This is a genomic window from Ruminococcus sp. NATIVEDY160, assembly GCF_045819885.1.
Classification (GTDB): domain Bacteria; phylum Bacillota; class Clostridia; order Oscillospirales; family Acutalibacteraceae; genus Ruminococcoides.
In genome coordinates this window covers 205,057-220,147 of the sequence record NZ_CP162391.1, presented here as the reverse complement: position 1 = coordinate 220,147, position 15,091 = coordinate 205,057, and the positions used below count along the sequence as shown (strand labels likewise).

The following is a 15,091-nucleotide window of genomic DNA, read 5'->3' as shown; positions in this document are numbered from 1 at the left end:
AAAAGAGGCCGGCGCAAAACCGAACCTCTTTAAAAAATCATCTTGAGCTGTCGAGCAGGCTGCTTGCCTTTGAAACGCTTTTCTTCTTGGGTTTCTCGGGCTTGACCTCTCTGCCTCTGTACTTGCGCGCGGCAAGGGCAGCCTTCTGGGTTTCCTCGTTGAGCTCGTTGCAGAGCTTTGTGAACTCGCTGTCCTCGAGGGAGTTGAGAATGACGATTGTGATGATCGAGCGTGTGTCTACGTCGCCGTTACCGTACTGGGTGTTGAAAACGCCCGCGAACTTCTCGAGCTCCTTGCCCTTTGCCCTCTTTACGAACTCTGCGATCTTGGGAGCGAGGTGTTCCTTGGCGAAGGTCGCGCCGCGGAAGGGATAGTAGCAGTCCTCCTCCATCTTTATCTCGTCCTTTAGCTCGGGAAAATACGCGACGAAGCGCTTTGCGAGGAACTTCGGGTCGGCGCTGCCGTCGTCACCCTTCTTCTTTTTCTGCTTGACCTGCTTAGCGCGCTTCACGGCGATCGTACCCGAAACGCCCTCGATGAAGTCGTTCGCGATACTCTCGGCGTCCTTCTGCGAGGAGGTCTCCTCGTCATAGAGCCATGTAGCGAGGGTTTTCCACTCGTTGTCGGGGCCTTCGTCGGTCATGGTGCAGGAACGCAGCACCATCTGCTGTCTGTCGAGGATATAGACAACGGAGTAAGCGATGTTGTCGCTGGTAAACAGCGCGACCAGATCGCCCTCGTTCTCGGAAGCGACCTTCTGCTTGGTGTAGCCGCTCTTCTTGAGTTCTTCCTCAACCTTGCCTGCTATCAGATCAAATGCCTTTGTATATTCCATTTTTCATCTTCCTTTCGGACTTGTGTTTTTTACTTTATAGGAAACTTCTCCGTCCCGCCGTTTATGAACATTTCCGGAAGCGAACGTTTTCAAAGGCGGGAGAGAGCGCCCACCGGCGCTTTATATTATACATATTATATAGGTAAATTGCAAGTACTCTAATCGGTATCTAATTTCAAGACCGCCATGAACGCCTCCTGCGGAACCTCTACCGTACCGAGCTGGCGCATGCGCTTCTTGCCTTCCTTCTGCTTCTCGAGGAGCTTCTTCTTTCTTGTGATATCGCCGCCGTAGCACTTCGCGAGAACGTCCTTGCGCATAGCCTTGACGGTTTCGCGCGCGATGATCTTTCCGCCGATGCACGCCTGTATCGGAACCTCGAAGAGCTGGCGCGGGATCTTCTCCTTGAGCTTTTCCGCCATCTTTCTGGCGCGTCCGTAAGCCTTGTCCTTGTGGATAATGAACGAGAGCGCGTCGACTACCTCGCCGTTGAGCATGATGTCGAGCTTGACGAGCTCGCTGGGAACGTAGTCCTTAAGCTCGTAGTCAAAGGACGCGTAGCCGCGCGTGCGCGACTTGAGGGTGTCGAAGAAGTCGTAGATTATCTCGGCGAGCGGCAGGGCATAGTGCAAATCTACTCTGTCCGCGTCGATGTACTGCATGTCGACAAAGGTGCCGCGTCTGTCCTGACAGAGCTCCATGATGTTGCCGACGTACTCCTTGGGGGTGTAGATGTGCGCGTCGGTGACGGGCTCCTCGGCTGAGGCGATGAGCGACGGGTCGGGGTAGTTCGTCGGGTTGTCGATCATCTCGACGGTGCCGTCGGTGCGCGTTATGCGGTAGATTACGCTCGGCGCTGTGGTGATGAGGTCGAGCATGTACTCGCGCTCAAGGCGTTCCTGAATGATCTCCATGTGGAGCAGTCCGAGGAAGCCGCAGCGGAAGCCGAAGCCGAGCGCGACGGAGGTCTCAGCGTCGAACGAGAGAGCCGCGTCGTTGAGCTGGAGCTTTTCGAGCGCGTCCTTGAGGTCGCCGTACTTCGCGCCGTCGACGGGATAGATGCCGCAGAATACCATCGGCTGAGCTTCTCTGTAGCCCGGCAGCGGCTCGGCGGCGGGATTCGAAACGAGGGTAACGGTGTCGCCGACCTTCGCGTCAGCGAGTGTCTTTATCGAACCCGAGATGTAGCCTACCTCGCCCGCGTAAAGGCCGTCGGTTTTCTCCATCGTCGTCGCGTGCATCAGTCCGCACTCAACTACGTTGAAAACAGAGCCGGTCGCCATGAGCTTGAACTCGTCGCCCGGGTGTATCTGACCCTCCTTGAGGCGGACGTAGATGATAACACCCTTGTAGCTGTCGTAGTAGCTGTCGAAAATCAGCGCGCGGAGCGGCGCGTCGGGGTCGCCTGTCGGAGCCGGAATGTCGGAAACAACCTTCTCGAGCACGGCGTGGATATTTATATTTGCCTTCGCGGAGATCTTGGGCGCGTCCTCGGCGGGAATGCCGATAACGTCCTCGATTTCATTTATTACTCTGTCGGGGTCAGCGCTCGGCAGGTCGATCTTGTTGACGACGGGCACGATTTCAAGTCCGCTGTCGACCGCGAGGTACGTATTGGCGAGGGTCTGAGCCTCGATTCCCTGAGAAGCGTCGACGACGAGAATCGCTCCCTCACAGGCGGCGAGAGAACGCGAGACCTCGTAGTTGAAGTCGACGTGGCCGGGAGTGTCGATGAGGTTGAAGAGATAGTCCTCGCCGTCGTCGGCGGTGTAGACTACGCTGACGGCGCGCGCCTTGATCGTGATTCCGCGCTCACGCTCGAGCTCCATGTCGTCGAGGAGCTGAGCCTCCATGTCGCGCGCGGAAACGGCGTTGGTGTGCTCGAGTATCCTGTCCGCGAGCGTGCTCTTGCCGTGGTCAATGTGCGCGATTATACTGAAATTTCTGATTTTGTCACGTGAAAATGACATCGAAATCACCCTTTTACACATATATAATGGTATTGTACCACAAAACCGCGCCGAGCACAAGGGGGTTTATTTGAGAGTTTAGAGTTCAGAACCGTAACCGATAAATAATACCATTAGTACGCGAAATAAAATAATTGACTTTTAGGGCGATTTGCTGTATGATGATAAAAGATAATGCCATAATTATGAAAATTTCGAAATTGTGGCGTTCAAAATCACCTAACCGATAAAATCTTGCTCATTAAAATGAGAAAGGAGAGTTCAAATGATTTCTACTGTGATTGACCAAAGCTTAGGCCTCGAATATCCCATATTTCAGGGCGGAATGGCTTGGGTCGCCGACGCTTCTCTCGCCGCGGGCGTGTCCAACGCGGGCGGTCTGGGACTTATCGCGGCGATGAATTCCAACGGTGAACAGCTCCGCGCGGAGATCCGCAAGTGCAAGGAGCTTACCGACAAACCCTTTGGCGTTAACATCATGCTGATGAGTCCCTTTGCCGACGAGGTCTCCGACGTCGTTGTCGAGGAGGGCGTCAAGGTCGTCACCACAGGCGCGGGCAACCCCGGCAAATATATGGAAAAGTGGAACGCCGCGGGCATCAAGGTAATCCCCGTTGTTCCGAGCGTGGCTCTTGCGCGCAAGATGGAAAAGATGGGCGCGTTCGCTCTCATCGCCGAGGGCGGCGAAAGCGGCGGTCACGTAGGCGAGCTCACCACAATGGCTCTCGTTCCTCAGGTCGTCGACGCTGTCAATATCCCCGTTATCGCGGCAGGCGGCATCGCCGACGGCAGACAGGTCGCAGCGGCGTTCATGCTCGGCGCGGTCGGCATTCAGGTCGGCACACGTTTCCTCGTTGCCGAGGAGTGCACTATCTCTCAGGCGTACAAGGACAAGGTTCTCAAAGCCAAGGACATCGACTCAGTAGTTACCGGCAAGCGTCTCGGTCACCCCGTACGCTCTATCCGCAACGCCTTCACCAGAGAGTACCAGAAGGCTGAGTACGACGCTTCCTCCGTTTCCGACGAGGAGCTCGATAAGATGGGCGCAGGCGTGCTCCGTCTGGCTGCACGCGAGGGCGACGTAAAGAACGGCTGCGTTTTAGCCGGACAGGTTGCCAGCATGGTAACGAAGGAACAGCCCGCGCGTGAAATCATCGTCGAGATGTTCACCGAGGCTGAGGAAGTCCTCAAGGGAGCTGCAAAATGGGTAAAATAGCATTTGTTTTTTCAGGTCAGGGCGCGCAGTACAGCGGCATGGGCAAGGAGCTTTATGACGCGTCGGCTGCCGCAAAGGCGACATATGATATGGCGGACAGCATCCGTCCGGACACCTCGGCACAGTGCTTTGAGGGCACAGCCGAAGAGCTCAGGGAAACCGTCAACACCCAGCCCTGCGTATTCACCGCCGATCTGGCGGCGGCTTACGCATTAAAGGAAAAGGGCATTGTTCCCGACTGTGTAGCAGGCTTCTCTCTCGGAGAGATCGCCGCGCTCGCGTTCTCGGGAATGCTCAGCGACGAAGAAGCCTTCAGGCTCGTTTGCAGACGCGGCGAGCTGATGGACAAGGCGGCTAAGGAAAACCCCGGCGCGATGGTCGCGGTCATGAAGATAACTCCCGCGCAGGTCGAGGAGATCTGCTCGAAGTTCGACAAGACCTACCCCGTCAACTACAACTCACCTGCACAGACGGTAGTCGCGACGACCTCCGAAAACTGCGACGCGTTCTGCGCCGCGGTCAAGGAAGCAGGCGGAAGAGGCAAGCCTCTGGCGGTGAGCGGAGCGTTCCATTCACCGTTCATGGCTCAAGCCGCAAAGGGTCTTGGGGAATACATGGAGAACGTTGAGTTCTCCGAGCCGAAGATCACGGTTTATTCCGACTTCACCGCTCAGCCCTACGAGGGCGATTACAAGGCGCTCGTAAAGGCGCAGGTCGAAAGCCCCGTAAGATGGCAGCAGATCGTCGAGAACATGATCGCAGACGGAGTCGACACCTTCATTGAGGTCGGCGTAGGCAAGACCCTGACGGGTCTGATCGGCAGAATCAACGCGGACGTAAAGGCATACAAGGTCGAAACGCCCGAGGATATAGAGAAAGTATTGAGGTAAAAAATGAACTTTGAAAACAAGACCGCTGTTGTAACAGGCGGTTCACGCGGCATCGGACTCGCAATCGCAAAGAAGCTCGCAGAGGGCGGCGCGAACATCGCTATCCTCTACGTAGGCGACGAGAGCGAGGGTATCAACGCAAAGGCTGAGCTCGAGAAGTACGGCACAAAGGTCGAGCAGTATTTCTGCAACGTAGCCGATTTCGCCGCTTCCAAGGAGGTCGTCGACAAGGTTATCGCCGACTTCGGCGGCATCGACATTCTCATCAACAACGCGGGCATCACCCGCGACAAGCTCGTGCTCAACATGGAGGAGGCTGATTTCGACGCGGTCATCGGCGTTAACCTCAAGGGCACCTTCAATATGATCAAGCACACCTACAAGCACTTCATGAAAAAGCGCGCAGGCAGGATCGTCAGCACCTCGTCGATCGTCGGACTTATCGGCAACGCGGGTCAGGCGAACTACTCCGCTTCAAAGGCAGGCATCATCGGTCTGACAAAGTCCGTAGCGAGAGAGCTTGCGGGCAGAGGCGTGACCGTCAACGCCGTAGCTCCCGGCTACATAGGCACAGATATGACAAACGCCCTCTCCGACAAGGTAAAGGAGAGCATGCAGGCTCAGATCCCCGCTAAGAGAATCGGTACCCCCGACGACGTTGCGAACGTTGTAGCCTTCCTCTGCTCGGACGAGGCGGCTTATGTAACGGGCGAGGTTATCCGCGTAGACGGCGGTCTCGCGATTTAAGGAGGACACGATGGCAAGAAGAGTAGTCGTAACAGGCTTGGGCGCGGTAAGCCCCGTCGGAAACGATGTTCCCACCATGTGGAAGAACATGCTCGACGGAGTGAACGGCATTGAAACAATCACCGCTTTTGACACAAGCGACTTAAAGGTACATATCGCGGGCACGGTCAAGAACTTTGAGCCCGAGAAATATTTCGAAAAGAGAGAGGCAAAGAAGCTCGACGTTTACTGCCAGTACGCCATCGCGGCGGCTCAGGAGGCGGTCGACGACAGCGGTATCCTCGGCAAAATCGACGAGAACCGCTTCGGCGTTTACATCGGCGCGGGCATCGGCGGCCTGAACACCTTCATCAACAACACCGTAAACCTTGAAAACGGCGGTCCGCGCAAGGTATCTCCGTTCTTCATTCCGATGATGATAGGCAACATCGCGACAGGCAACGTCGCTATCCGCTTCAACGCCAGGGGCGTATCCCTCTCCGTAATGAGCGCGTGCGCTACCGGCACAAACTCGATCGGCGAGGCGTTCCACGCTATCAAGGACGGCTACGCCGACGCTATCATCGCAGGCGGCGCCGAGGCTGTTGTCGCAAGACTCACTATCGTGGGCTTCCAGAACATGAAGGCTCTCTCCACCAACCCCGATCCCTCAAAGGCTTCGCGTCCGTTCGACAAGGACCGCGACGGCTTCGTTATGGGCGAGGGCGCGGGCATGCTTATCCTCGAGGAATACGAGCACGCAAAGGCTCGCGGCGCGAAGATCTACGCTGAGTTCGCAGGCTACGGAAACACCTGCGACGCGCACCATGTTACCGCTCCCGATCCCGAGGGCGCGGGACTTGCGAGAGCAATCGAGATCGCGTTCAAGGAGGCGAACGTCGCGGACGACGCTGAGGTTTACATCAACGCTCACGGAACCTCGACCCACCTCAACGACCTCACCGAGACTATGGCGATAAAGACAGCCCTCGGCGAGAACGCGTACAAGGCGAGCATAAGCTCCACAAAGTCGATGACGGGTCATATGCTCGGCGCGACAGGCGCTATTGAGGCTATCGCGGCGGTAAAGGCGATTGAGGACGGCATGATTCCGCCCACAATCAACCTCGACGAGCCCGAGGAGGGTCTTGACCTCGACTACACCCCCAAGACAGCCAAGAAGCGCGGCATCAATGTTGCCGCGTCCACAAACCTCGGCTTCGGCGGCCACGACGCGTGCGTCGTATTCAAGAAACTGTAAAATAAAAATTGAAATTGAAGCGACCCGTAATTTTCCATTTTCAATTTTCAACCTTCAATTTATTAAAGAGGACTGAATTCAATGTTTAATATAGATGAAATCAAGGAATTAATGGCTCTGCTCGAGGATTCCTCGCTCGCAGTGCTCGAGGTTGAGCAGGGTGACTGCAAGGTTCGCCTCAAAAAGCCCGCTGCAACCGTTGCAGCTATGGCTCCGGCTGCCGTACCCGCGGCTGCTCCCGCTCCCGCAGCGGCTCCCGCTCCCGCGCCTGCCGCAGCTCCCGCCGAGAGCGGCAAGACCATCAACGCTCCGATCGTAGGCGTGTTCTACGCCGCTCCCTCACCCACCGCCGACCCCTATGTCAGCGTCGGCAAGAAGGTCAAGAAGGGCGACGTCGTCTGCATCATCGAGGCGATGAAGTGTATGAACGAAATTCAGGCTGAGGAGGACGGCGAGATCACCGCTGTTCTCGCGACAAACGGCGAGCTCGTTGAATACGGTCAGCCGCTGTTCAGCATTCAGTAAGGAGCGCTTATGAACCAGGAAGAAATCAAGAAGATCCTGCCCCACCGCGACAATATGCTCCTCGTTGAGGAGAGCGAGGTCGTTGACGACGTTACAGCCAAGGGCAGATATACTATCAAGGGCGACGAGTTCTTTTTGCAGGGTCACTTCCCCGGAAATCCCGTCGTGCCCGGCGTTATCCTCTGCGAGATGATGGGTCAGGCAAGCTGCTGCCTGCTCGCCGACAAGGTGAGCGACTGCACTCCCTACTTCACCAAGATGAACAACGTCAAGTTCAAGAACCCCGTCAAGCCCGGCGACACCCTCGAGAGCGTCTGCACCCTCATCAAGAACAGAGGGCCGTTCTACTTCATCGACGCCAAGGGCTACGTCGGCGGCAAGCTCTGCGTTTCGGCTGAGCTGAGCTTCGCGCTCGTTCCCAACGAAAAATAAACCAGATCCAGAGGTTAATGAAATGTTTTCTAAAATTCTGATTGCCAACCGCGGCGAGATTGCGGTGCGCATTATCCGCGCCTGCCGTGAGATGGGCATTTCCACCGTCGCCATCTACTCCGAGGCAGACCGCAACGCCATGCACGTTCAGCTCGCCGACGAGAGCTATTGCGTGGGCGGCAGCCGCGTAGCTGACAGCTATCTCAACATTCCCGCGATCCTCACCGTCGCGGTCGAGAGCGGCGCCCAGGCGATCCACCCCGGCTACGGTCTGCTCAGCGAGAACGCGAAGTTCGTGTCGCTCTGCGAGCAGTGCAATATCAACTTTATAGGCCCCACCTCGTCGATGATCGCAATGCTCGGCGACAAGGACATCGCGCGCAAGACCATGCGCGCCGCGGGCGTGCCCGTTACTCCCGGCTGCGACGTCGTTGAGGACATCGCGGTCGCCAAGGCAGAGGCCGAAAGAATCGGCTTTCCGCTGCTGATCAAAGCCCGTTCGGGCGGCGGCGGCAAGGGTATCCGCAGGGTAGATTCGCTCGAGCAGTTCGAGGACGCGTTCCTCTCTGCGTCCGCCGAGGCTCAGGCGGCGTTCGGCGACGGCGCGTGCTACCTCGAGAAGTTTATCCACCCCGTTAAGCACATCGAGATGCAGCTGCTCGCCGACAAGTACGGCAATACTATCTGCCTCGGCGAGAGAGAGTGCTCGGTTCAGCGCAAGAACCAGAAGATGATCGAGGAAAGCCCCAGTCCCGCGCTCGATGAAAAGACAAGAAAGCAGATGATGATCGCCGCGGTCAAGGCGGCTAAGGCTGTCAACTACGTAAACGCGGGCACCGTTGAGTTCCTGCTCGACATGAACAACAACTTCTACTTTATGGAAGTGAATACACGTCTGCAGGTCGAGCACGGCGTTACCGAGATGGTCACCGGTCTTGACATCGTTCAGTGGCAGATCAGGATCGCCGCCGGCGCAAAGCTGACAAGAACCCAGGACAGCATCTTCACCCACGGCAACGTCATTGAGTGCCGTATCAACGCCGAGAATCCCGACAAGGACTTCCGTCCCTGCTGCGGCAAAATCAAAAGGCTGCACACACCCGGCGGCTCGTTCGTAAGATTCGACACCGCGCTCTATCAGGACTATGTTGTGCCGCCGTACTACGACTCGATGATCGGCAAGCTGATCGTTCAGGCGAGAACACGCCCCGAGGCTATCAGAAAGATGAAGATGGCGCTCTCGGAGCTGACTATCGAGGGCGTTGACATCAACAGAAATATCCTCGCCGAGATCCTCTCAGACGAGCAGTTCGTCACGGGTGAGTACACCACAGACTTCATGCAGGAGTTTGAGAAGAGAAGAGCGGCAGAAAATAATAAAGAATAATGAATAATTGCGGGCGGGACACCCGCACCCGATTTGTATTTGCTAAACTACCAACGCTGACATTTGGCAGAGAATAGGAACGTAATAAATTATAACACGCAGAATGACGCGGGCTGCCGAGATATGTCGGCGCCGCCGATCTTTCTACCCGGAGTTGAAAGAAATGGATTTTTTTGCTTTTGTAAAACCTAAAAATGAGCTTGAGAATACCGCGGAGAAGCAGCAGAACGTGCCGTTTGTCCCCGAGGAAATGTGGGTCAAGTGCCCTAAGTGCAACGCTATGCTGCTCACAACGGACATGGAGGAGAACCTCCACGTCTGCACGCACTGCGACCACCACTTCCGCATGAGCGCCAAACAGAGAATCGAGCTGCTCGCCGACAAGGACAGCTTTGACGAACAGGACGCCGGGCTGACAGGCAGAAATCTTCTCGACTTCCCCGGCTACGACGAAAAGCTCGTCAAGGCAAAGAAAAAAGCGAATGAATCCGTCCGCTGCGGCGTATGCACCATCGACGGCATAAGAACCGTTCTCTGCGTCATGGACGCGGAGTTCATGATGGGCAGCATGGGCACGGTCACGGGCGAGAAAATCACACGCGCCTTTGAATACGCGACCGACAACCTGCTGCCGATCGTAGTCTGCACCGTTTCGGGCGGCGCGAGAATGCAGGAGGGTATCCTCTCGCTCATGCAGATGGCAAAAACCTCCGGCGCGGTTAAACGCCACAGCGACGCGGGTCTGCTGTACATCACCGTTCTCACCGACCCCACCACGGGCGGCGTAACGGCGTCGTTCGCGATGGAGGGCGACATTATCCTCGCCGAGCCGAACGCTCTCGTAGCCTTCGCGGGTCCGAGAGTAATCGAACAGACAATGCGCCAGAAGCTGCCAAAGGACTTCCAGACCTCGGAATTCGTCCTGCAAAAGGGCTTTATCGACGCGGTAGTTCAGCGCTCGTCGCTGAAACCCACTATCGTTAAGCTGCTGAAATTACACGGCTGCGAGGAGGTTTAAGAATGTCAGGCACAGCTACACCAAACACCAATCCCGCCTACGAGAAGGTTCTCGCGGCGCGCGACGCGTCGAAGCTGACGGCGGTCGACTACATTAAATACATGTTCGGCGACAGCTTTATAGAGCTGCACGGCGACAGAAGATATTCCGACGACAAGGCTATCGTCGCGGGACTCGCGATGCTCTACGACACACCCGTCACCGTAATCGGCATCGAGAAGGGCAGAAACACCAAGGAGCGCATGGAGCGCAACTTCGGCCAGGCTCACCCCGAGGGCTACCGCAAGGCGCTCAGGCTGATGAAGCAGGCGGAGAAGTTCAGACGGCCCGTGCTCTGTCTTGTCGACACGAGCGGCGCGTTCCCGGGAATCGGCGCCGAGGAGAGAGGTCAGGGTCAGGCGATCGCCGAAAACCTGATGGAGATGATGACGCTCAAAACCCCCGTGCTCACGATCCTTATCGGCGAGGGCGGCAGCGGCGGCGCGCTCGCGCTCGCGGTCGCAGACGAGGTCTGGATGCTCGAAAACTCCGTATATTCCGTAATTTCGCCCGAGGGCTGCGCGTCCATTCTCTGGAAGGACAGCACAAAGGCTCCGCAGGCGGCTGCCGCGCTCAAAATGACGGCTCAGGATTTGTTCCGTTTCGGCGTAATCGAGCGTATTATCCGCCAGCCCAGAGCTGACGACCAGGCGATGTTCGAGAGCCTTAAGCTGCTCGTAATGCGCACCTTCGAGAAGAACCTCGCGCTCAGCGACGAGGAGCTGACCGAAATGCGTTATCAGCGTTTCAGAAAAATCGGCACCCCCGATAATTATAATCAGTAAAAAATGCAAAATAATAACGGAGAGGCGTGACCTCTCCGCTTTACTTTATCTTTCGGGGTAGCTGGATGCGCTGTCGGTTTCGGTGGTGTAGAGCTGAGCCGCGGTGGTTGCCTTCTCGTCAGACGAGAAAACACTCCTGTTGTAGAAAATTCCCGAGAGCACCGCGATAACGATTCCGCTGACGACGACCGCGCCTATGATTATTGCCGCGACCAGAAGCGCTGTGTTTCTGCTCTTAGGCGGCGTAACGGCTGTGAGATGCGCGTCGCTTTGGACGGACGAGACGCGGGCAGCGCTCTGCATGGGAACGACGTGCGCGTCCGCGGTCTGTATGGGTACAGCGCGCGGAGTGTTCTGCACGGGCGGAACGGGCTGCTGATATGTCGGCTGCTGCACAGGCATCTGTAAGCCGCAGTTCGGGCAGAATCTCGTATTTTGGGCGTCAAAGCCGCAGCGTGGACATTTCATAATTACCTCCGTATTGTGTCAGTGTTGTTATTACAAATAATCATACAGCAACAGACACAAAATGTCAAGCTCTTGCAACTGCCGCCGTCTTATGTTATATTATTACAAAAGGAGGCTGACATGAATACAATACTAAGCTTGCTGAGAAGTATCGGCGTACTTTTGTCGCTGTTTTTGCTATTTATCTTCATCATGCCGATGACCGTCAGGGTCATCAACGTCGGAAACATCGCGGGCGTGATCTTCGCGGTGTGGCTGTTCTGCGTAAGCTGCAGACCCGTGCAGAGCTTTTTCTCGCGGATAATGCACCAGAACGGCTTTCTGACATTTCTGTACCGCGCGGTAAACATCGGCTTCACCGCATTTGCGGTCTACGGAATCATCATCACCTGCTTTATGGCTCTCGCCTGCAACTCAAAGCCCGCAGACAACTCTACGCTCATTGTGCTCGGCGCTCAGGTTCGTCCCGAGGGAGTGCCTTCGCTGATACTGCGCGGACGGATAGACGCCGCCGAAAAATACCTCGACGAGCACCGCGAGGCAAAGGCTGTGCTCGCGGGCGGAATGGGCTTTGACGAACCTATGAGCGAGGCGAAATGCATGTACGGCACGATGGTCGAGGACGGCATCTCGCCCGACAGACTGATCATGGAGGACAAGTCAAAGAACACCATGGAGAACTTCCGCTATTCGCGCGAGGTGCTCGCCGATAACGACCTCGGCGAGGATATCACGGTCACCACGGACAGCTTTCATATGCTCAGGGCTATGCTGATCGTCAGGCAGCAGGGCTTCAAGGGCAGGGTCGGCGCGGTCTGCGCGGAAACAAGGCTCGAATTCCTCCCGACGTACGTGGTGAGAGAATGGTTCGCGCTGCCGTTCCAGCTTATAAGATAAGGTAACTGCCAACTAATACTATTATCAAATAAAACTCTTTAACATCTGTTGCGTTAAATTCCGCATAACTGCGTTGTCGTCCTCGGAATCCGTCAGGATTCCTGCATCCTCCGCCTTGTTCTGCGAAATTTTCCGCTAACATCTGTTTTAAAGCGTTTTAATTGAAAATAGTATAAAAAACCGCCCAAACGGGCGGTTTTTCTTATACATATGGAATCGAGAACGGCAGAAGTATGTAGATATACGCGATCAAAAAGCCGCCGATCGTCGAGAACAGGATCTGCAGAGGCTTTCGCCAGAGCATTCCGATCGCCGCCGCCAGAAATACCAGCGGAAGCACTCCATAGGTGAAGTTCACTCCGAAGCCCTGAAAGGTCGGCGTGAAATGAAACGCCTGCAAGAACCAGTACGCCAGTATGAACGCCGCAACGAAGCCCGCGACCGTTCCTACGCCGCGTCCGTACCAGCAGACCGCGGCTATGAGCGGCGATATTGCCGTGAGGATAACGATGTAGCTGAGGTGGCTCCAGTCGGGCAGAATGTGGACGAACACGCCGAGATAGACGCAGCAGCCGAGTATCAGACCGCAGGAGAACGTAAAGACGTTGATAGCCGCGCGTATCGGGGTGCGGCTGAACAGCGAGATTATCAGCGTGCCGAGAGCCCACGGCATGAGCGTGGCAAAAAGGTTGCGGATATTGACCGACTCAAGCCACTGTGGCAGCACTCGCGCGGACATTCCGCTGAAAAGCTCAGCGAGAATGCCCAGTCCGAAGCCCGCGAGCAGCGCCAGAAACGTGAAGGCGAGCTTTTTCGGCGTGGATTTTTGAGGGTGCGATTTTCTTATTTTATTTAACATATTCATAGTCGGTTGTTAGTTGGCAGGTTAGTTTTTTTCGGGCACTACATGCTTTCGGGGCAGGTGATGTTGAACATGGTCAGAACGTTCTTGATTACCGCCCTGACGCAGTCGCACAACGCGAGCCTTGCCTGAGTCAGACCCTCGTCCTCGCCCTTTACGCGGCAGGCGTTGTAGAACTTGTGGAAGAGCGTCGCCAGACGTGTGACGTAGCGCGTGATTTTGGTCGGGTCGTAGTCCTTCGCCGCCGAGATGATCTCGCTGCCGTAGAGCGCGAGGTGAGAAATCAATTCCTTCTCCTCGGGAGCGGTCAGAAGCGCGAGCTCAGCGTCGGTGCATTCGCGCGGAGTGATTCCGTCGGATGCGAGCGCCTTGAAGATGCTGCATATCCTCGCGTGAGCGTACTGAACGTAGTATACGGGGTTCTGGTTGTCCTGCTTGACTGCGACGTCGAGGTCAAAGTCCATCTGGGTGTTCGCCTCGCGCGTGTTGAAGAGGAACCTTGCGCTGTCTACGGGAACCTCCTCGAGCAGGTCGCGGAGCTGGATAGCCTTGCCGGTACGCTTGCTCATCTTAGCGGGCTTGCCGTCGCGAAGGAGCTTTACGAGCTGCATGAGCACGACGGTGAGCTTTGAGCCGTCCTTTCCCACAGCGTCCATAGCGCCCTTCATACGCATTACGTGGCCGTGGTGGTCGGCTCCCCATACGTCGATGAGGGTGGTGAATCCGCGGTCAAACTTGTTTTTGTGGTAGGCGATGTCCGCCGCGAAATAGGTCGGGTTGCCGTTCTTGCGGATAAGAACGTCGTCCTTGAGCTCGAGGTTGTCGATGTATTTCTGTGTCTTGCCCTCACTCAGAAGCTGCTTTGTGAGGACTTCCTTGTTCTTGTACCAAACCGCGCCGTCGAGCTCGTAGGTCAGACCCTTGGCGGTCAGCTCGTCAACGACAGCCTTGACAGCGCCGCTCTTGTGGAGCTCGCTCTCAAAGAACCACTTGTCGTAGGTGATTTTATAAGCCGCCATGTCCTCCTGCATCTTTTTGATGTTCTTGGGCAGGGCGTAGTCGACGAGAGCCTTTTTGCGCTCGTCGGAAGTGACGTTCAGCAGCGCGTCGCCGAACTCGCTGTTGTACTCATTCGCAAGGTCGGTGATGTCGCCGCCCTGATAGCCGTCCTCGGGAAATACGATCTCGTCGCCCTTGTAGATCTGCAGATAGCGCGCTTCGAGGGAAGAAGCGAACTTCTCGATCTGGTTGCCCGCGTCGTTGACATAGAACTCGCGGTACGCCTGATATCCCGCCTTGCTGAGAACGGACGCGAGGCAGTCGCCGAGAGCGCCGCCGCGCGCGTTGCCCATGTGCATGGGGCCTGTAGGGTTGGCTGAAACGAACTCAACCATTACCTTCTCGCCCTTGCCGAAGTCGGACGAGCCGTAGCCCTCGGGGTCACGGAGAATGTCGCGTACGGTGCCGGCGTAGAACTCTCCGCCGAGGAAGAAGTTGATGAAACCGGGACCCGCGGTCTCGCACTTTTCAAAGAAGGTGCCGCTGAGGTCGAGGTTTTCGGTGATAGCCTGAGCGATTTTGAACGGCGGCATGCGGAACGCCTTCGCGCCTGCCATAGCGGCGTTTGTGGCGAAGTCGCCGTGGGAGGTGTCCGCAGGCACCTCTACGATAAATTCGGGCAGCTCTGCCTCGGGCAGAGTACCCGCGGCGACAGCCTTTTTCATAGCCGCCTCTACGGCAGCCTTGAGCTGAGAAACAGCCTTTGCGTATGTATCCATAA

15 protein-coding genes are annotated in these 15,091 nt (G+C 56.3%); 10 read left to right on the top strand and 5 right to left on the bottom strand.

Translation table 11 applies throughout. From position 1 onward, the window contains the following. Positions 1–37 precede the first annotated feature (37 nt). Together AB1I49_RS01120 and lepA are read right to left on the bottom strand one after the other, a co-directional pair. Complete coding sequence (locus AB1I49_RS01120; protein WP_186833820.1) at positions 38–835, bottom strand: DUF7674 family protein; 798 nt, start codon at positions 833–835, stop codon at positions 38–40. Positions 836–993: 158 nt separating this feature from the next. Beyond that, positions 994–2,805 (bottom strand): translation elongation factor 4, encoded by a 1,812-nt coding sequence (gene lepA / locus AB1I49_RS01115; protein ID WP_407721173.1) that lies wholly within the window; start codon positions 2,803–2,805, stop codon positions 994–996. 265 nt (positions 2,806–3,070) lie between these two features. Between lepA and fabK the strand changes: the two genes are divergently transcribed. The 9 genes from fabK to AB1I49_RS01070 all read left to right on the top strand — a co-directional run bounded on the left by fabK (position 3,071) and on the right by AB1I49_RS01070 (position 11,084). Further along, entirely contained in the window at positions 3,071–4,021 is a 951-nt protein-coding gene (fabK, locus tag AB1I49_RS01110) for an enoyl-[acyl-carrier-protein] reductase FabK (RefSeq protein ID WP_407721172.1), read from the top strand. Continuing rightward, positions 4,009–4,911, top strand: coding sequence for an ACP S-malonyltransferase (locus tag AB1I49_RS01105; RefSeq protein ID WP_407721171.1), 903 nt, complete (start codon positions 4,009–4,011; stop codon positions 4,909–4,911). Before fabK ends, AB1I49_RS01105 begins: the two co-directional genes overlap by 13 nt. 3 nt (positions 4,912–4,914) lie before the next feature. Next, positions 4,915–5,658 carry a 3-oxoacyl-[acyl-carrier-protein] reductase gene (fabG, locus tag AB1I49_RS01100; RefSeq protein ID WP_186833816.1) on the top strand — a complete coding sequence of 248 codons (744 nt, stop codon included), beginning with the start codon at positions 4,915–4,917 and terminating at the stop codon, positions 5,656–5,658. A 10-nt stretch (positions 5,659–5,668) separates the two neighbouring features. Beyond that, positions 5,669–6,898: a beta-ketoacyl-ACP synthase II gene (gene fabF / locus AB1I49_RS01095; RefSeq protein WP_407721170.1), complete on the top strand. Its 1,230-nt coding sequence runs from the start codon at positions 5,669–5,671 to the stop codon at positions 6,896–6,898. A gap of 81 nt (positions 6,899–6,979) precedes the next feature. Next, positions 6,980–7,423, top strand: a complete 444-nt coding sequence (accB, locus tag AB1I49_RS01090; RefSeq protein ID WP_186833814.1) for an acetyl-CoA carboxylase biotin carboxyl carrier protein — start codon at positions 6,980–6,982, stop codon at positions 7,421–7,423. 9 nt (positions 7,424–7,432) lie between these two features. Beyond that, positions 7,433–7,855: a 3-hydroxyacyl-ACP dehydratase FabZ family protein gene (locus AB1I49_RS01085; RefSeq protein ID WP_316611230.1), complete on the top strand. Its 423-nt coding sequence runs from the start codon at positions 7,433–7,435 to the stop codon at positions 7,853–7,855. A 22-nt stretch (positions 7,856–7,877) separates the two neighbouring features. Beyond that, the gene (gene accC / locus AB1I49_RS01080; RefSeq protein ID WP_186833812.1) at positions 7,878–9,242 is read left to right on the top strand and encodes an acetyl-CoA carboxylase biotin carboxylase subunit; all 1,365 of its coding nucleotides are present in this window, start codon (positions 7,878–7,880) and stop codon (positions 9,240–9,242) included. 163 nt (positions 9,243–9,405) lie between these two features. Next, positions 9,406–10,260, top strand: coding sequence for an acetyl-CoA carboxylase, carboxyltransferase subunit beta (gene accD / locus AB1I49_RS01075; RefSeq protein WP_186833811.1), 855 nt, complete (start codon positions 9,406–9,408; stop codon positions 10,258–10,260). Between the two features lie 2 nt (positions 10,261–10,262). After that, positions 10,263–11,084 (top strand): acetyl-CoA carboxylase carboxyltransferase subunit alpha, encoded by an 822-nt coding sequence (locus AB1I49_RS01070; RefSeq protein ID WP_407721169.1) that lies wholly within the window; start codon positions 10,263–10,265, stop codon positions 11,082–11,084. A 45-nt stretch (positions 11,085–11,129) separates the two neighbouring features. Here AB1I49_RS01070 and AB1I49_RS01065 read toward each other — a convergent pair whose 3' ends face one another. Continuing rightward, on the bottom strand, positions 11,130–11,552 hold the full coding sequence (locus AB1I49_RS01065) for a zinc ribbon domain-containing protein (RefSeq protein WP_316609618.1): 423 nt from the start codon (positions 11,550–11,552) through the stop codon (positions 11,130–11,132). Between the two features lie 120 nt (positions 11,553–11,672). On the opposite strand from AB1I49_RS01065, the gene AB1I49_RS01060 reads away from it, so the two are divergent. Next, the gene (locus AB1I49_RS01060) at positions 11,673–12,449 is read left to right on the top strand and encodes a YdcF family protein (RefSeq protein ID WP_407721168.1); all 777 of its coding nucleotides are present in this window, start codon (positions 11,673–11,675) and stop codon (positions 12,447–12,449) included. 202 nt (positions 12,450–12,651) lie between these two features. Here the strand turns inward: AB1I49_RS01060 and AB1I49_RS01055 are convergent, their stop codons facing one another. Beyond that, positions 12,652–13,308: a hypothetical protein gene (locus AB1I49_RS01055; protein WP_407721166.1), complete on the bottom strand. Its 657-nt coding sequence runs from the start codon at positions 13,306–13,308 to the stop codon at positions 12,652–12,654. 44 nt (positions 13,309–13,352) lie between these two features. Beyond that, positions 13,353–15,089, bottom strand: coding sequence for an arginine--tRNA ligase (gene argS / locus AB1I49_RS01050; protein WP_407721165.1), 1,737 nt, complete (start codon positions 15,087–15,089; stop codon positions 13,353–13,355). Between the last annotated feature and the right edge of the window lie 2 nt (positions 15,090–15,091).